The 18,583-nt window shown below is 54.8% G+C and carries 14 protein-coding genes; 6 read left to right on the forward strand and 8 right to left on the reverse strand.

What is annotated here, in order from left to right:
• Position 1 precedes the first annotated feature (1 nt).
• Positions 2–1,195: an ROK family transcriptional regulator gene (locus HV243_RS06440; protein WP_046275227.1), complete on the reverse strand. Its 1,194-nt coding sequence runs from the start codon at positions 1,193–1,195 to the stop codon at positions 2–4.
• A 114-nt stretch (positions 1,196–1,309) separates the two neighbouring features.
• Between HV243_RS06440 and HV243_RS06445 the strand changes: the two genes are divergently transcribed.
• The 4 genes from HV243_RS06445 (at position 1,310) to HV243_RS06460 (ending at position 8,167) form a co-directional block, all read left to right on the forward strand.
• Positions 1,310–4,576, forward strand: coding sequence for a DUF5107 domain-containing protein (locus HV243_RS06445; RefSeq protein WP_053388682.1), 3,267 nt, complete (start codon positions 1,310–1,312; stop codon positions 4,574–4,576).
• A 72-nt stretch (positions 4,577–4,648) separates the two neighbouring features.
• On the forward strand, positions 4,649–6,088 hold the full coding sequence (locus HV243_RS06450; RefSeq protein WP_053388681.1) for a sugar porter family MFS transporter: 1,440 nt from the start codon (positions 4,649–4,651) through the stop codon (positions 6,086–6,088).
• On the forward strand, positions 6,088–6,930 hold the full coding sequence (locus HV243_RS06455) for an aldose 1-epimerase (RefSeq protein WP_053388680.1): 843 nt from the start codon (positions 6,088–6,090) through the stop codon (positions 6,928–6,930). Before HV243_RS06450 ends, HV243_RS06455 begins: the two co-directional genes overlap by 1 nt.
• An 88-nt stretch (positions 6,931–7,018) precedes the next feature.
• Positions 7,019–8,167, forward strand: a complete 1,149-nt coding sequence (locus HV243_RS06460) for a 3-phenylpropionate MFS transporter (protein WP_019077391.1) — start codon at positions 7,019–7,021, stop codon at positions 8,165–8,167.
• Here the strand turns inward: HV243_RS06460 and csiE are convergent.
• The 7 genes from csiE to HV243_RS06495 form a co-directional block, all read right to left on the reverse strand.
• The gene (csiE, locus tag HV243_RS06465; RefSeq protein WP_149330692.1) at positions 8,162–9,439 is read right to left on the reverse strand and encodes a stationary phase inducible protein CsiE; all 1,278 of its coding nucleotides are present in this window, start codon (positions 9,437–9,439) and stop codon (positions 8,162–8,164) included. The genes HV243_RS06460 and csiE overlap by 6 nt on opposite strands.
• A 247-nt stretch (positions 9,440–9,686) precedes the next feature.
• Entirely contained in the window at positions 9,687–10,286 is a 600-nt protein-coding gene (locus HV243_RS06470; RefSeq protein ID WP_047416447.1) for an SIS domain-containing protein, read from the reverse strand.
• Positions 10,283–11,920 carry an FGGY-family carbohydrate kinase gene (locus tag HV243_RS06475; RefSeq protein ID WP_053388678.1) on the reverse strand — a complete coding sequence of 546 codons (1,638 nt, stop codon included), beginning with the start codon at positions 11,918–11,920 and terminating at the stop codon, positions 10,283–10,285. The genes HV243_RS06470 and HV243_RS06475 overlap by 4 nt, the downstream gene beginning before the upstream one ends.
• A gap of 17 nt (positions 11,921–11,937) precedes the next feature.
• Positions 11,938–12,891, reverse strand: a complete 954-nt coding sequence (locus tag HV243_RS06480) for an ABC transporter permease (protein ID WP_053388677.1) — start codon at positions 12,889–12,891, stop codon at positions 11,938–11,940.
• Position 12,892: 1 nt separating this feature from the next.
• A complete protein-coding gene (locus HV243_RS06485; RefSeq protein WP_053388676.1) occupies positions 12,893–13,882 on the reverse strand; it encodes an ABC transporter permease in 990 nt (329 codons plus the stop codon).
• Positions 13,875–15,383, reverse strand: coding sequence for a sugar ABC transporter ATP-binding protein (locus HV243_RS06490; RefSeq protein ID WP_016154014.1), 1,509 nt, complete (start codon positions 15,381–15,383; stop codon positions 13,875–13,877). The genes HV243_RS06485 and HV243_RS06490 overlap by 8 nt, the downstream gene beginning before the upstream one ends.
• Before the next feature lie 103 nt (positions 15,384–15,486).
• Positions 15,487–16,470 carry an autoinducer 2 ABC transporter substrate-binding protein gene (locus HV243_RS06495; RefSeq protein WP_003037665.1) on the reverse strand — a complete coding sequence of 328 codons (984 nt, stop codon included), beginning with the start codon at positions 16,468–16,470 and terminating at the stop codon, positions 15,487–15,489.
• Positions 16,471–16,890: 420 nt separating this feature from the next.
• On the opposite strand from HV243_RS06495, the gene HV243_RS06500 reads away from it, so the two are divergent.
• A complete protein-coding gene (locus tag HV243_RS06500; RefSeq protein WP_053388675.1) occupies positions 16,891–17,529 on the forward strand; it encodes a DUF1007 family protein in 639 nt (212 codons plus the stop codon).
• The gene (locus HV243_RS06505; protein ID WP_053388674.1) at positions 17,520–18,500 is read left to right on the forward strand and encodes a nickel/cobalt transporter; all 981 of its coding nucleotides are present in this window, start codon (positions 17,520–17,522) and stop codon (positions 18,498–18,500) included. Before HV243_RS06500 ends, HV243_RS06505 begins: the two co-directional genes overlap by 10 nt.
• The last annotated feature ends 83 nt before the right edge of the window (positions 18,501–18,583 follow it).

Below are 18,583 nucleotides of genomic sequence, written 5' to 3' on the forward strand. Positions count from 1 at the left end.
ACTACAGCTCACTAAGCTGTGATTCGACATAAAGATAGCCAATTCCCATGAGTTGCTGAGGGCGATTAAGCTGACCGAAACTTATCTGAGTTGCTCTGGCACGCGGGTTATCGCCGTGATCGAACGGATTAAACCCGGTTTGCTGTACCAGCGTATTGAGCCAGCTATCGCCAAATGCACAGCTACGACCATACAACCATATTTGATTAATGTTCAGTATATTCAAAAAATTATAAAGACTCAGGCCGATGGCGCTGGCGGCATGTTCGGCCCAGGCCTGAATGCGAACATCTCCGTGTTGCCAGGCAGTAATAAGTTGGTCGGTGGTGAGCGTTTCCGGGTCGTAAAGGGATGTCGGCTGCGATTTCATCCACACGCGGGCCTGCTTTTTCAACGCGCTCAATGACGCCACTGTTTCCAGACAGCCATAACGGCCACAGTCACAGGCGATCCCATCGGGATGAATGATGGTATGTCCAATCTGACCGCTGCCATACAGACTCCCGCGCCAGATGTTATCGTTAATCACAAACGATGAGCCAATACCGTAATCAACGTTAATCACGCAAAAATCACCGTTAGCCGCCGGGTTTTGCCATTTTTCCGCCAGCGCCAGCATCACGCAGTCATTATCCAGCCGGACCTGTACGCCGAGCATCTCCTCCAGCAGATATTTTATTTCCACCGGTGTTTTCCACGGCGCCTGAGGCATGGTTTTTGATGCGCCGGTTATCGGATCAACCTGACCGTGAACGCCAAGCGCCAGATTAATTGTGACCTCGGGAAATTGTCGACGGTATTCCCGCCAGTGCGCCGCCAATGCTGTCAGCAGCGCTTTTGGCGATTCGGGGTTGATGACTTCATGCTGCCAGTCGCCGACGGCAACCAGCCGAGCATCCGCCAGTTGACTGGTGATGCTGGTGGGGGTGACGTTGATACACAGCGTCCAGGCACCTTTTTCTGGCAAATGATAGCTGCCACTGCTCAAACCGCGCTGGCTTAAAGTTTCTCGCGAATGGCTGATTCTTCCTTCATCCATCAGTTCTTCGAGGATATTGCTAACCGCCGGGATCGACAGGCTGGTGAGCTGCGCCAGCTGTGACTTGCTGAGCTGCTTTTCTCGCCACAGATGTGACAAAAAAATCTGTTTATTCGCCTGACGTACCCTGGCGTTGTTGAACCCCGAACGCTGCATTCACTTAACTCCCTTAACTATATTGCGTGAGCATTGCGCATTTTAACGCCACTTAACTGCCGCAGAATAGCATCAAGTTGAATTTTTACTTTTGTTTATTAAGTGGAGCGCGGCATGTACGGTTCAGTAAAAGTTTGGCAGGAAACGATCACCCTCCCCACGTGGACAGCGGGTGAAGAAGACGCCAACCCAATGTTTCTGGAAAAGCGAGTTTATCAGGGGTCTTCAGGAGCGGTTTATCCCTATGGCGTGATTGATACGCTGACCGGCAAACGTGAAATGCGCGACTATCAGGCGGTATGGATGGAGAATGACTTCATTCGCATCATGCTGCTGCCGGAGTTGGGCGGACGCATTCATCGAGCGTATGACAAAGTGCAGCAGCGCGACTTCGTCTACTACAACGAAGTGGTAAAACCTGCGCTGGTCGGTCTGCTTGGGCCGTGGATCTCTGGCGGCATTGAGTTTAACTGGCCGCAACATCATCGCCCGACCACCTTTATGCCGGTGGATTTTACGCAACAGCAGGGTGAGCAGGGCGAATACACCGTCTGGATGGGCGAAGTAGAGCCCATGCGTGGTTTACAGGTCATGACCGGATTCACGCTGTATCCGGATCGCGCGTTGATCGAGATAACCGGGAAGGTTTTTAACGGTAACGCTACCCCGCGCCACTTCTTATGGTGGGCGAATCCGGCGGTGAAGGGCGGCGACGATCACCAAAGCGTGTTTCCACCGGATGTGACGGCGGTATTCGACCACGGTAAGCGCGATGTCTCTGCGTTTCCCATCGCCACCGGCACATACTACAAAGTGGACTATTCGGCTGGCGTGGATATCTCGCGCTACAAAAACGTACCAGTGCCGACCTCCTATATGGCTGAAAAATCTGATTATGATTTTGTTGGTGCCTGGCATCACGGCGAGCGCGGGGGGTTGCTGCATGTGGCCGATCACCACGTTTCGCCAGGGAAAAAACAGTGGACTTGGGGTTATGGCGACTTTGGCGTTGCCTGGGATCGTAATCTCACTGATGACAACGGTCCGTATATCGAACTTATGACCGGGGTCTTTACCGATAACCAGCCGGATTTCACCTGGCTTGCGCCGTACGAAGAGAAAGTCTTCGTGCAAAACTTCCTGCCTTACAGCGAACTGGGTATGGTGCAAAACGCCAGCACGCAGTTGGCGCTTCGTCTGGTGCGTGAGAGTCGCCAGCTTTCTGTGGGCATTTATGCGATTGCGCCGTTACGCGATGTTCAGGTTACGCTTGCCGCACACGGGCAGCCATTCTATGAAAATACACTCACTCTGGAGCCGGGACAGAGCTGGCTGACTGATGTGTCAGACAATGGCCATACCCGGGTGACAATGACCGTCACTAATGCCGATGGCGCTACGCTTTTGCAGTACGAAGAGCACATCGCGCAAGAGTTACCGCTGCCTTCGGCGGCCGTCGCGCCAGCACAGCCAGAAGCACTCTCTAATACCGATGAACTCTATTTTATTGGTCAGCATCTGGAGCAGTACAACCATGCCAGCCGCTATGCTGAAGATTATTATCGCCGCGCGCTGGATGTTGATCCGCTGGATTACCGCAATAATGTGGCCCTGGGGACGCTGGCGCTAAACCGCGCGGACTGGGCGCTGACGGCGCATTGTGCGAGTAAGGCGCTGGAACGGGCGCATAAGCTCAATAAAAATCCGCGTGATGGCGAGGCGAGCATGCTGCTGGCCGCCGCACAGGAACGTCAGGGCGACGATGACAGTGCTTGGGATAATTATTATAAGGCCAGTTGGAGCGGCAACTGTCGGGATGCGGCTTTCTGGTCGTTAGCGCGTCTGGCGATGAAGCGTCAGGACTACGTTGGCGCGTTGGAAAAGGTCGAGCAGAGCCTGCGCTTTAACGGCAGTAATAACCTGGCGATGGGACTGAAAGCGCTGGCGCTGGCAAAACTTGATCGCATTCCGCAAGCCCTGGACTACATTCGCCAACAGCTGGTTGATTATCCTCTGAGCTACACCCTGCACTATGCGCGCTGGGCCATCTGTCAGGACGAGGCGACGGCGCAAGCGCTGATCTCGATTACCGGGCGGCGCGGTACCAACGCGTGTGAACTGGCAGGCTGGTTGATCTCATTGGGGCAAAAGGATGCTGCCCGTGGCGTGCTGGAACTGCTCGACAGCCAGGAAACGCTGCCTATGCTGTGGCGCGCCTCGCTAAGTGACAATCCACAACCCTTCATCGAACGTGCCCGCGAATGTCTGCAAAACCGCGTTCGTTTCCCCAATACGCTGGATGAAGTGCAGATGCTGCAAACCCTCGAACAGAGCGCTTTTGCCCGCTATTTACTTGGCTGTTTCTGGTACAGCAAACGGCGTTATGCCGAAGCGGTATCCTGCTGGCAGTTTACCCTTGCGCAGGAAGCGGATTTCGCTCCTGTACACCGCTTACTGGGGATCTATGCCTGGAACAAACTGCATGATGCGCAGCAGGCGATGCAGTATCTGTCGCAGGCCGTGGCACTGGAGCCGCAAAATGCCCGTTTCCTGTTTGAACTCGACTATCTCAAGAAGCTGATGGCGCAACCGGCTGAACTGCGCCTGCAGCGACTGGAAGCCAGCAAAGAGATTGTCTTCCATCGTGACGATCTGACGGTGGAACTGCTCAGTCTGTGGAATGGATTAGGGCGTTACGACGATGCCGCAGCAGTATTACGTGAGCGCGTGTTCCATCCGTGGGAAGGTGGTGAAGGCAAAGCCACCGGGCAATATCTGCTGAATCAGATGCATCGTGCGCTGGCTGCCATTCAGTCCGGCGACCCGCAAACCGCCATCGCGCAGTTGCAACAGGCGTTGCACTACCCGCAAAACCTCGGGGAGGGGCGTTTACCCGGACAAACGGATAACGATATCTGGTATTTACTGGGACATTGCGCGCAGCAGCAGGGGTGTTTTGATGAATCCCAGCGTTACTTCTCCCGTGCGACGCGCGGCGGTAGCACACTGGATGCCGGCCGTTACTACAACGACCAGCCTGTGGATTATCTCTTCTGGCAGGGTATGGCGCAGAGAAAACTTGGCGATGATGCTCAGGCGAACGCTCTGTTTAATAGCTTCCTGCAATGGGTTGAATCGCATCGCGACAATGTCCCGGATGTCGATTTCTTTGCCGTATCGCTACCCGATCTGGTGGTGCTGGATACCTCAGCACAAGCAAAACACCAGCAACACTGCCTGTTTATCAGTGTGCTCGGGCATCTGGGGTTGGGAAATAGTGCTGCTTGCCAGCGCGATCTTGACGCACTCCTGCAACTCAATCCGGCGCATGACAAGGCATTACTGCTACGTCACGCCATTAACGTAAGGCTTTTCCAGTAACACCCGAAATGGGTGGGGGCAACCTCACCCGAAACCTACTGTCCCCTGCGTTTCCCTGAAAGAGGAATCATAATGAATAACGCGCAGACACATTTAAAGATTGGTTACGTCTGGACTATCTGCCTGGTTGCGGCCTGCGGTGGTTTACTGTTTGGCTATGACTGGGTGGTGATCGGTGGGGCAAAACCCTTCTATGAAGCCTATTTCTCGATTACCGATCCGGCGCAATCCGGCTGGGCGATGAGTTCGGCTTTGGTCGGTTGTATCTTTGGCGCGCTGATTTCCGGATGGTGCGCCGATAAGTTTGGCCGAAAGATGCCGCTGATTCTCTCGGCGATCCTCTTTAGCGCTTCCGCCTGGGGAACTGCCGTCGCCAGTAATTTCGACATGTTTATTGTTTATCGCATCGTTGGAGGCGTGGGGATTGGTCTGGCGTCTGCGCTAAGCCCGTTGTATATCGCCGAGGTTAGCCCGGCTGAAAAGCGTGGGCGCTTTGTTGCCGTTAACCAGCTCACTATCGTGATTGGCGTACTGGCGGCGCAGCTTATCAACCTGATGATTGCCGAACCTGTAGCCTCAGACGCTACGCAGCAGGCGATTGTGGAAAGCTGGAACGGTCAGACGGGCTGGCGTTGGATGTTTGGCGCTGAATTAGTGCCCGCGATAATTTTCCTGGTGCTGATGTTCTTTGTACCTGAATCGCCGCGCTGGCTGATGAAAGCAGGCAAAGCCGATCGTGCGCGTACCATGCTGCAGCGCATTGGTTCGGCGGAATATGCTGGTCAAACGCTGAAAGAGATTGAACATACGTTGCAAAAAGATAATCACAAGGTCGCGTGGTCAACGCTGTTACAACCGCAGATCAAACCGATCGTGATTATTGGAATGGTGCTGGCAGTGTTCCAGCAGTGGTGTGGGATCAACGTTATTTTCAACTATGCGCAGGAGATCTTCGCCTCTGCCGGATTCGACATCAACGGTACGTTAAAATCGATCGTGGCGACAGGGATCATCAATCTGGTCTTTACCCTTGCCGCTCTGCCGTTAGTAGACAAAATTGGTCGCCGTAAACTGATGTTGTTCGGGGCGTCAGGATTAACGGTTATCTATATGCTGATTGCCGGGGCGTACGGGTTGGGCATTATGGGCTGGCCGGTTCTGGTTCTGGTGCTGGCGGCGATCGCTATTTATGCCCTGACGCTGGCCCCGGTGACCTGGGTGCTGCTGTCTGAAATTTTCCCTAACCGCGTCCGCGGGCTGGCGATGTCGCTCGGTACGCTAGCGCTGTGGATTGCCTGCTTCCTGCTGACCTATACTTTCCCGCTGCTCAATGCGAGTCTGGGCGCGTCGGGAAGCTTCCTGTTGTACGGTGTGATTTGCGCGATGGGATTCATGTATGTTCTGCGTAATGTTCCGGAAACCAAAGGCGTGACGCTGGAAGCGCTGGAAGAGCAGCTGGCGGCGCAGCATACGAAAGTTGGCGCATCAGCCCAACAACGAAGCGCTCGCTAATGGATGGTCTGCTGATGCTACAAAACGCACATCTGCGGATGTGCGTAGATCCGCAGGGCGGTTCGCTATTAAGTCTGGTTTCGTTACAACATCAACAGGCAATTTTACGCGAAGGTCATGGTCAGCAGCCCGGTGATTGCGGCCTGTTCCCGATGCTGCCGGTCGCGAATCGGGTGGCGGGAAATCGTTTTATGCTGCGCGGTGAAGAGGTGGTGTTACCTCAACATGGCGCAGATGACACCTTTTTCCTGCACGGTGACGGCTGGCTGCAACGCTGGCAGGTTATCACCGTGACCCAAAGCGGTTGTTTGCTGCAGTTGCGCAGTTGGCATCCCTGTGGCTATGACTATACGGCGCAACTTTGCTATCAACTGGAAACCTCAAGCCTGCACGTCTCGTTGACGCTCACCCATTGCGGTGAACAGCCGATGATTTATGGCTGTGGGTTCCATCCGTTTTTCGCTTTTGATAAGCACAGCACGGCGCAATTCACCACCAGCGGCTACTGGCCGGAGGGGGAGCAGCATCTGCCGCTGGAATGGCAACGTGAAATCCCTCCAGCGGCGGATTTCATGTACGCGCAATATGGCGAGGATAGCTGGCTGAACGTTGGATATTCTGGCTGGAGCGGGCGGGCCGTTATTCAGCGAGATGTGATGAAAGTCACGATTTTAGCGCAAACTCCATGGTTGATGCTGTTCAGAATGTCGGGTGAGGAGTTCTTGTGCCTGGAGCCGCAAACGCATCCGGTGAATGCCCACCACATGCAGGGGCAGCCGGGATTGCAGGTTTTAGCGCAGGGAGAACGCTGCCATTTTGCGATGCAGATTTGCGTCGAATAGGGCAAAAATCATGTTATCTGCCTGTTAATGCTCTCTTGCGCCAGCCTGCGTTTGTCGCCAGACTATCGCCTCCAAACGGGAGGGATTCATGGCTTTGCATTCCACGCGCTGGCTGGCGCTCGGTTATTTCACCTACTTCTTTAGCTACGGTATTTTTCTGCCTTTCTGGAGCGTCTGGCTCGAAGGGCTGGGGCTGACGCCGGAAACCATCGGTTTACTGCTGGGCGCGGGGCTGATTGCCCGTTTTCTCGGCAGTTTGCTGATTGCGCCGCGCGTAAGCGATCCCTCTCGTCTGATCTCCGCTTTACGTATTCTGGCCTTGTTGACGCTGGTGTTTGCGCTGGCCTTCTGGGCGGGCACCAACGTGGCGTGGCTGATGGTGGTGATGGTCGGCTTTAACCTGTTTTTCTCGCCGCTGGTGCCGTTGACCGACGCGCTGGCCAACACCTGGCAAAAACAGATAACCATGGACTACGGTCGGGTAAGACTATGGGGATCCGTTGCCTTTGTGATTGGCTCCGCGCTGACCGGCAAGCTGGTGAGCCTGTTTGACTATCGGGTGATCCTGGTCCTGCTGTCGCTTGGCGTTGCGTCGATGCTATTGGGGATGATGATCCGCCCGAGCGTGCAGCCAGCGGGGGAAAACCGTCAACAGGAGAGCGCGGGATGGCCCGCCTGGCGTGCGTTGATAACCCAAAGCTGGCGTTTTCTGGCCTGTGTGAGTTTGTTGCAAGGTGCGCATGCCGCTTATTACGGGTTCAGCGCCATCTACTGGCAGTCTGCCGGATATTCCGCTTCGGCGGTGGGCTATTTGTGGTCATTAGGCGTGGTGGCGGAAGTGATTATTTTTGCGCTCAGTCACAAGCTATTCCGCCGCTTTAGCGCGCGCGATTTGCTGCTGCTTTCCGCTGTTTGCGGCGTGGCACGTTGGGGGTTGATGGGCTGGAGCACTGAGCTACCGTGGCTGATCGTGGTGCAAATCCTCCATTGCGGAACCTTTACCGTCTGCCACCTGGCGGCAATGCGCTATATCGCGACGCGCCAGGGCAGCGAAGTGATACGTCTGCAGGCGGTATATTCTGCGGTGGCGATGGGCGGCAGCATCGCCATCATGACCGTATTCGCAGGCTACCTGTACCAGAATCTGGGCAACGGCGTATTCTGGGTGATGGCGCTGGTGGCGCTACCGGCAATCTTTCTGCGCCCGAAGGTGGTGGCGCAGCCTGCAACGTTATGATTCGAGGATTTTGCGGATCTGCTGCTGCTGATGCGGCGTAAGTGCCAGATCCGCATGAATCAACGGCGGTGAAAACAGCGGCAGCGGCGTGGTATACGGCGTAATAATCAACGTGACTCCGCGCGGCGTACCCTGTTTTTGAAAGTCCTGCATCGGCATATGTTTTACGTTGAGCGGCAGCAGCGTCAGTTCGCGCAGCTGTTGCTCAATATGCGTTTCAAGTTGTTCATTGTTGCCGGTCAGCAGGATAATCTGCTTCTCGTGCAAATCCTTCTCCTGCATCAGCCAGGCACCGAAAATAACGGCGACCAGCCCGATCTCTTCTTCTGAAAACTGCACATCGTACTCCGCTTCGAAGCCATGTATCGCCTCGCGGGTAGTACGAACCAGACGGGGATAAAGTCGGCTGAACTCCTCCGGCAGCGTGTTATCTATGCCAATGGCAAACACGCTGCGGTTAAGCGCCTGGGCAAGGTGAATATACAGCTGATCGTTCAGTCCTTGCTCATCGCTGAAGCGCACATTGCCATACTCGCGAAAACGCAGCACCAGCCGTGCAATAGCAAGGCGCAGGCGACGATCCTGCTGGTGGTTATCGCGCACTGGGTCGGGGATACGGAGCATTGAGAACAGCAACGCCATAAACAGCGATTCGCCCGGCGGCGCACTCTGCATGACGTGGCGCTGCCAGTGGCGGCCAATTTCCTCCGCGAGCGGATACTCTGCGCAGGATTGCGCCCAGCGTTGCTGGAGCGGATTAAATTCCGGGGTGATTCCCGCGTGATGCTGTAGCAGACAATACTGTAAATACAGGCGCAGGAACTGGATGTCACGGTACTCAAACGGTTTCTGCAAGCGCCGGGAGCACAGATTAATGAGCGCATGCAGATTGGTGTCGTCATACAGCGTACGCGCGATACCTTGTTGTTTCAGCGACATTTTTAATGCGGGTGTGAAATGCTGGGCGATGAAAGTCGGGCAGATCCGCAGACCGCGGCGCAGCCACTGCAACAGACACAGGCGCTGATTTAGCGGGGTCCCTTCGATCGTATAGCCGCCATTCAGCGCGGTGGTAATCGCGAGCCGGTGATAGCGCTGGATTTCGAGTCCTGCGCCAATAATATCTTCCTCAACAGTGGCATCATCAACGCCATTGAGGCGACTGAAGGTTTGAGCTGTAGCGATTTGCCCTGGCAGGAAAAGCGTCAGCAGCACCTGGCAACGGCGCTGGGGAGCGGAAAGTACAGATGGTGGAGCAAGCGTTGACATCATCTGTAGGATCTCCCGTAAGTATGTTTGATAAGAATAGCTAAAGTTTGCTCATAGATTTGGAGAATGGAATGCTTTCCACCAGGAATGCTGGAGAGCGTCACAGAATTTTTAACGTGCGGAACAGATAGCGGGAGTGGAACGCAGCGCGTTAACTGGCTTTTTCACTGTTTTATCTTCTATTGAGACATAAAAAAACCCGCCTGAGGGTGACGGGTTGAGAAGATGAGTGGAAATGCGCGGTCTGGTGTTACTGCTCGCGGCTCAGCGTTAATCCCACATCACCGCCAGGATGTACAGACAATAGCGTCTCTTTTGAGTAACCGCTTTCGCTCATCAGACAGGCGCAGGCGGCGTCAAAGATAGCCAGGACCAGTAAAATTGAGGTGGTGGCCAACATGTTCAACGGGTCGGCCTCACGCTGGACGCCGGTGGAAATCACCAGCCTTGACGCTTTAGCAATGGCTGAGTCGGCGTTTTCAGTCACGCTCAGGATGGGCACATTTCTCGCAGCCAGTCCGGGCAGCAGTCGGGTGAGTTCATCCGAATTTCCCCCGCGTGATAGCATAATGACCAGGTCGTCGGCGCGTAAAAAACCGAGATCGCCATGCGCCGCATCCGTCGCGTTGAGGTAAATCGCCGGACGTTCCACGCAGGCGAGCATGTGCGCGACTTTACGCGCCGCAATACCGGATGTACCGACGCCAGTGACGACGATTTTCCCCTGGCAACCGCGCAGCTCCGCCATTAGCGACTGCCAGACCGGTTCAGTCAGATGCTGTCCCAGACCTGCGAGGGCATCGCTATAGAGCTGAAATACGCCGATGGCCTGAGACCAGGAGTTACTCATGCGTCCTCCTGCATCAGTTGGCGGTATTTCATATGATCCTGATACATCTCGTGGAATACCCGATATTTGCGATCGTAGTACTGCTTAATGCGATTGGTCTGCGGGGTGACCGTTTTACCAATCCGGCTCATCGCCGACATCGCTTCCGGGAACGTGTCGAACACGCCTGCGGCGATAGTCCCCATCATCGCGCCGCCCAGCAGCATGGCTTCGCTCTCTTCAGGCAGCAGCATGGCGCAACCGGTGGCGTTGGCATGCTCCTGAACGAAGATCGGGTTTTTCGTCCCGCCGCCGCTGGCCATGATTGTATCGATGGTGTAGCCGCTTTGGTTCATCGTTTCAATGATATGGCGCGTTCCCAGCGCAATGGCCTGGATGGTTGCGAGGTACTGGAGCGCCATATCTTCCGGCGTGCGGGACAGCTTCAGTCCGGTGATTGCTCCCGTGAGCGTGGGGTTAGCGCGCGGCGAGCGGTTGCCGTGGAAATAGGGCAGGATGTGCATGTCACGGGTCAAAAAGGCGATATCTTCCGGCTCACCAGCCATTTTGCGCAGTAGCGCATTCAGCACTTCATAAATGGTTTGCCCCTGAGACTTAGCCTGCGTCAGCAGGGTTTCGTAACACGGGTGCGACTGAATAACGTGGTCGATTAACGCCCCGGTTGCTGACTGCCCGCCTTCATTGAGCCAGTATTCCGGCAGTACGGCTGAGTAGTAAGGGCCCCAGACGCCGCCGATAAAACGCGGCTCTTTGGAAATCGCCATGTGTCCGGTGGAGGTGCCACCAATTAGCGCGACACGACGGTCAAAATCCGCCACCTCGCCGGAAACTCCGCTTGCGCCGAGCGTACCGAGTGTGCCGGCGTGGGCATCGATTATCGAGACGCTGACCGCGGTCCCCGGAATCAGTCCCATTTCGCTGGCGGCGCGCGCGGACAGCCCGTGACCGAGTGGTTCGCCCATGGTTTTCACGTAGCGACCAATTTTGGCAGCATCATGTTCCAGCAGGTCTTCCAGACCAATCTGGCGGAAGTAGCTGGCATCCCATTTGTCTTCATGGCCCATATAGGTCCATTTACACACTGTCGAACACAATGAGCGTGTGTCATCGCCTGTTGCGCGCCAGGTCAGAAAATCGGGCAGGTCAAAGTAGTAACCCGCATTGGCCCAGGTATTGGGCATATGCTGCTTCAGCCACAGCAGCTTTGGCGTTTGCATTTCCGGGGAGATAATGCCGCCAACGTAGTCCAGCATCCGATGATGCAGGGCGTTAATGCGTTCAGCCTGGGTAATGGCGCGGTGATCCATCCACACAATGATGTTCTGTTCGCTGCGCCCGGACGGGCTGATGGTCAGCGGTTTACCTTCTTTATCCAGCACCACCAGTGAGCAGGTAGCGTCAAAGCCCAGACCTTTCACCTGGATTGGGTTGATATCTGACTGGTTAATCGCATCGCGAACCGCGTTACACACCGCCTGCCAGATGTTATCGGAAGACTGCTCAACAAAATCGGCCTGCGGGCGGTAAATCTCGATAGCCCGACTGGCCTGGCCGACCATTCTGCCGTTGAGATCAAACACGCCAGCACGGGCGCTTCCGGTTCCGACATCCACACCAATAAAGTAACTTGCCATAATTTTTTCTCCTGAAATCAGGCTTTACGATTCTGTAATGCGATAAAGAGGATCAGCACCGCGCCCCACAGCGCCATCGTCAGATAGCTGCTGACCCCCAGCAAGTTAAGGCCGCTTTCCAGCATTTGCAGCACAATCAGCGCCAGTACCAGGCCGATAATGCGCCCGAAACCGCCATCCGGGTTGATGCCGCCGAGGACGGAGGCAAGGATGGTGACCAGCAGGTAGGACTCACCGTATCCGGCTTTTGCCGAGTTGAATTTCGCCATCATCAGAATGGCGGCGACCCAGCCGAGCAGGGCAGAAATCACGTACACGGAAATTTGTACCCGGACGGTATTTACGCCGCTGTAGCGGGTAGCCTGTTCATTGGAACCAACGAGATACAGACTGCGCCCAAGCGTGGTGTGCTCCAGCAGTACCCACAGCAGGATTGCCACCAGGAAAAAGAGCAGCAGCGCTACCGGAATACCGGCAATCGTGGCGTTACCAAGATATTGAATGGCGGTCGGGAAACCGGAAATCACTGTCCCATTGGAAAGCAGAATATTCAGCCCGGAGATAAGCGTCATCGTGCCGAGCGTGGCGAGAATCGGCGAAACCCCGACCCAGGCAATCAGCGCGCCGTTGAGCGTACCGATTGCGACCGCCACGGCAGCGCCTGCCAGCAGCGCCAGCACCAGAAACAGCGGGTTATCCGGATGGGTGACGATAATCGCCGCCATTACCAGCGAGCAGGAATTCGCTCCTGCAATTATCGACAGGTTTATGCCGCCGGTCAGCATGGTCATGCCCATCCCGAGGGCCAGCATGCCAAGGATCGGCAGCTGCGAGCCAATCGACTGGAAGTTAGCGACGCTGAAAAAACGGCTGCCGAGCAGGGCCGAGAAGACCAGGGCGACGACCACAATAATGACGCATTGCAGACGAATGATGGCATCACCGGGTAAAAATCTGGCGATTGTTTTCATCTCAAAGCTCCCTTGACAGTTTGCGTTTTTCGTTCCAGGCCGTGGCGCTAATGCTGACCAGGATAATGGCGCCGCTGAACACGGTGTGCCAGTAAGAGGAGACGCTGAGCAGCGTCAGGCCATTTTGTAAGAAGGCCAGCAGGACCACGCCGAGCAGGGTTCCGGTTAATGTGCCGCGTCCGCCGCTCATGCTGGTTCCGCCGAGCACGACCGCCGCCAGTACCGTCAACTCAAAGCCGAGCAGCGAATTGGGCGCAACTGACTGGGTGATTTGCGCCTGAACCACGGCGGCAACGCCTGCCAGAATGCCCATGTAGCCATACACGTAGAAATGCAGCTTCAGCAGATTCAGCCCCAGGCGCGAAGCCGCATCACGATTACCGCCCATGGCGTAAACCTGACGGCCAAGACGGGTATAGTTCATCAGCACGGCGGTAAAGATGATCACAGCCGCCAGGCACAGCAGAGGCAGTGTCAAGCCGTAGTCGTAGCCATCCGCCGCGGTGAACGAGAACCAATTGATGCCGTTCATAAACCAGTCCGGAAAGCCGTACAGCCAGGTGCCTTTGGTGGCGTACACCAGCAGACCGTAGTAAACGTTCAACGTGGCGATGGTAATGATGATGGCCGGAACGCGCAGCCAGTAGACCAGGAAGCCATTAATAAGTCCCAGCAGCAGACCCACCGCAATCGCGATGATTAACGCCAGCGCGAAGTTGCCGCCGTGGCCAATAACCCAACTGGCCATCGCATACTGGGCTATCGCGGTCATCGCCGGAAATGAGATGTCGATCCCACCGGAAATCAGCACCACAAACAGCCCGCAGGCAAGGATGCCGAGAATCGCATAGCTGGTAGCCACATCCGTCAGGTTCCCCAAAGACAAGAACTCATCGGTGCTGATGCTCAGCCCAACGGCAAGGGCCACAACCAGCAGGCCCAGCCAAAACTCATGTTGCCCGATTAAACGGGAGAGATGCATCTTATTCATTGATTACCTCGACCACTTCAGCAATCTCCTCTTCACGGCACTGATGAGGATTAAATTCCGCCACCAGCCTGCCGCGACGCATCACCAGCACGCGGTGGCTGTTGTAATACGCTTCCGGGATTTCATCGCAAATCATCAGCACCGCCATACCCTGTTCCGCCAGATCGCGGGCTATCTGGTAAATACCCTCTTTGTTGGCGATATCTACGCCCACGGTAGGGGAGTCGAGGATCAGGATGCGGGGATTAGTCGCCACCCATTTGGCAATGGCGATACGCTGGGCATTACCGCCGGAAAGGGTTTTAACCGGCAGGTGTGGATCGGACACTTTGATATTCAGCTCGCGGATCAAGTCGGCGACCAGCTTTTGCGCTTTACGGTGATCGAGCAGGCCGCTGCCGGTATGCAGTTGATCAAACACCGTGACGATGGTGTTGTCGTAGATCGACTGCTCCATGATCAGCCCCTGCGTCAGGCGATCTTCTGAGACGTAGCCGATCCCATGTTTGATGGCATCATGGTTATTGCGAAGAGTGACCGGCTGGCCGTTAATGCGAATCTCACCGCTTTCTGGGTGCGTCATGCCAAACAGGCTCAGACAAAGTTCGGTGCGTCCGGCGCCCAGCAGGCCCACAATGGAGACAATCTCGCCGCCGTGCAGCGACAGATTAATGTTTTGGTATTTGCCTCTGCGGCTGAGGTTGCGCAGCTCCAGCAGGGGCTCTTGCTCAATAGCGGGTCTTTCCGGCAGCGGGCTATAGTGGAAGCGTTGTCCGGTCATCAGGAAAGCCAGCTCGTGGCTGTCGAGTTCGCTGGCAGGATAAGTGCCCACCAGTTTGCCGTCGCGCATCACGCTGATGCGGTCAGCCACTTCCATCACTTCATCCAGACGGTGGCTGACAAACACTACACAAATTCCGGCAGCTTTTAGTTCGTTAACGACCCGTAGCAGGCCATTAACCTCCTGACGGGTTAGTGAGGCGGTGGGCTCGTCCATAATCACCAGACGCGCATCGGCGGCAATCGCCCGGCAAATGGCGACCAGTTGTCGGTCGGCAATCGAGAGTTTTTCAACCTTTTTATCGGGATCGATGTTCACACCGATGCGCTTCATGGCTGCCAGCGCCTGCTGCTTCATGGCGCCACGACGTACCCAGATATCGCCACCGGGCAGATAGCGGTTGACCGCGATATTCTCCGCGACGCTAAAGTTAGGGAACAACGACAGGTCCTGATAAATAACCTGAATGCCATAATGGGAAGAGAGCTGCGGCGTCAGGTGATGGAACAATTTGCCATCGAGTAAAATCTGCGCGCCTTTTTCCGGATGATAAACTCCGGAGATCACTTTAATAATGGTACTTTTACCACAGCCGTTTTGACCCGCCAGACAGTGAACTTCGCCTTTTCTCAGCGTCAGATTCACGTTATCCAGCGCCAGCACGCCCGGGAATTGTTTGCTGATATTCTCAAGAGTGATAAATGCGGTGGTGTCTGCCATGGACAATACCCCTGCGAGCGCCCGGATGGACGCTGAGTGTTAGTTTGGTTGATAGCGCCGGCCAGACGGCCGGCGTTAAGGTTCCCTGGTGTTGGCTAAAGCCTTAGAAACCAAGTGATTGTGCGTTGTCTTTGGTGACTTCGAGGATCTTGTTAAAGCGGATCACTTTCTTCTCCGTGTCGATATCGGCTTTCCCTAAACCATCGATACTCAGGTCGGCGTTAACTTCTTTGCCCTGCAACAGCTGATCGGCAACCGTTACCAGCGCGTAGCCCGCGTCTTTTGGATCCCACAGCAGCGCTTTTTTGATATCACCGCGCATCAGGTAAGGTGCAGCCTGTGCTGGCATTGCAATCCCGACAACGGCGATTTTATCTTTGGCGCGTTTTTTCTGCACAGCCTGACCCGCCCCGATTGGACCCAGCGAGCCGAAACCGATAATGCCCTTCATCTGTGGATAGGTTTTCATCAGGTCCAGCGTCGTGGCGTAGGATTTATCGATGCTTTCCGCGACCGGCAGACGTGAAGTGACCTCAAACATTTCCGGATATTTTTCTTTCTGGTACTTAATTGCATAATCCGCCCACGCGTTATGCAGCGGCACCGTCAGTGAACCGACATAGATGGCGTAACCCCCTTTGCCGCCCATGTTTTTTGCTAACTCATCGACGTTGGCCTGCGCGTATTTTTCACTATCGATGGTTTCGATATCCCATTGGCCAATTTGCTCATCCGGGGATTCGTGCGTCAGAACGACAATGCCTTTATCGCGCGCTTTTTTCAGTACTGGCTCAAGGACCTTGGCATCATTCGGTACCACGATGATGGCGTTGACGTTTTTGGCGATCAGATCCTCAATCACTTTGACCTGCTGTGCCGGATCCGGCGTGGAAGGCCCGGTCTGGTAAGCATTCACATCCAGTTTTTTTGCTGCTTCATTAACACCGGTTTCCATCCGGTTAAACCACGGAATCCCGGTGACTTTGGCAACCACAGCAATTTCATATTTTTCCGCCGCAAAGGACGTGCCGGACAACATGCATGCAGAAACCAGGGTTGCACTGAGTAATGCGAGTTTGAATTTCATAGTTGTACCTTTCGTAGGGGGCAGGACATGTCACGGCGTGAAGTTAACAACGAATGGAAGAGGGAATGAATCACAAGTTTGGTGAATGTGATCTATGCCCATTATTGTAATTTTATGGAAAATAAACGGTTAAATATTAGTTAAATTTGCACGGAAATACACTCAGGGATTTAAATTCAGTGTTAACAAAACATTAAAATGAAACCATAAATTAACAAATTGTTATCATTTTACTTAAGTTGTGGCGACGAAAAGGTATTTGGGAGGATGTTGCTGAAGAAGAAATTGTTGAAATTGAGAACTGAATCGATACCGGAAAAGGGGGCTCAACATTTTTTCGTTCAATGGTATCCTCAGCACACTTTCGCCAAACACGGCATCATTATTTGTGGCGGTGTAGATTTTTCTCGTGGAGAACTCATGCAAGGCGTTAAACGTATCATTATGACGTTGTTTCTCGCGATCCTGTCCTTTGGCGCAGGTGCGCATCCCCACAGCTTTATCCATTTGAAAACCGAGATAGTGAGCGAGAATGACCAGTTCGTCGCGCTAAAAATGCGCTGGACGATGGATGAAATCACCTCGGCAGATCTGCTTTACGATGCGGGAAATGCCAAGCCTGGTGATGAGACCTGGAAAAAACTGGCGGCAGAAGTGATGGCCAACGTCCTCGGGCAGCACTATTTCACCGAAGTGTGGCACGACGGGAAAAAGGTAAAGTTTAAAAACAGGCCGACGGAATATGGCATGGAGCGTGAAGAACATCAGGCAGTGCTGACGTTCGTGTTGCCGCTGGCGGAAGCTCAGCCGCTGAGCGGTCAAAAATATACCATTTCAACCTTCGACCCCACCTACTACGTTGATATGAGCTATGACAAAGACAGCGATGCCTGGCTGGCGCAGGCCATAAGTCAGCAATGCCGTATTTCAGTACATACGCCGACGCCGAATGAACAAATGCTGAGCTTTGCGCAGTCGCTGGATAAAGAAGACGCACCGCCGGAGGATATGGAATTGGGTAAACAGTTTGCACAGACGGTGACGCTGCAATGTCCGTAGTTTATCAACAACGCGCCGCCAGACGCCGCTGGCTCACGCTATGGCCGCTGGCGGTGTTTTTACTGCTGGCTGCAGCCGGCATACTGTGGCTATGGCAGGCCTGGCCGCAGGTGATGATGAAGAGTGTCGTCTGGCAACGTGACGTTAACCAGCAGATGAGCGGTTTGCTGAAAGCCGTTGCCGCCAATCCGGCCCAGGCCGGGGGATCGCTGCTGCTGTTTAGTTTTCTCTATGGCGTGCTGCATGCGTTGGGACCAGGACATGGAAAAGTCGTCATTACCACCTGGCTGGCAACGCATCCCTCGAAGCTGAGGTCGAGTATTGGCCTGACGCTGGCCTCATCTTTATTACAGGGACTGGTCGCCATTGGGCTGGTGGTTGTGGTGCTCACCATTTTGCAGTTGCCTGCACGACAGCTACATATGAGTAGTTTCTGGCTGGAGAAAGGGAGTTATGCGCTGGTTGGCGTGTTGGGCGTTTTATTGTGCGTCCGTGCGCTGAAGAAATTGCGCCAGTTACTGCGTCGCCCGAAATTTATCGCCTTCACGCCGCACCATGTGCATCACGAGGGATGTGGCTGTGGGCATCAGCATTTGCCTGATCCTGAACAGCTGCAAAGCGGTGATGACTGGCGCGCCCGGCTGATGATCGTTTTGTCTATGGGAATGCGGCCATGCTCCGGGGCAATTATGGTTTTACTGTTTAGCAAAGTGGTTGGCGTTTTTAGCTGGGGCATGGCGTCGGCGCTGGCGATGGCGGCCGGAACCTCTTTGACGATTACGTCACTGGCTTTGCTGGTACACAGTTTCCGCTCGCTGGCGGTGAGACTTAGCGGACATAAAGCGCCGGTGCTGTGGCGACAGATTGGCTGGACGACGCTGGCATTAGCCGGTGGTGCGGTGCTGATTGCTGCTGCGGTAGTGATGTGGGTGAGCGCGGTGCCGGTGGGGCGAGGGATTAGACCGTTTTAATCAAAGCCGGATGGCGGCTTCGCCTTATCCGGCCTGTATCAACACGTAAGCCCGGTAAGCATGACACCACCGGGCTGTACTGA

Origin of the sequence: Citrobacter sp. RHBSTW-00599 (assembly GCF_013784065.1) — a bacterium.
Classification (GTDB): domain Bacteria; phylum Pseudomonadota; class Gammaproteobacteria; order Enterobacterales; family Enterobacteriaceae; genus Citrobacter; species Citrobacter braakii.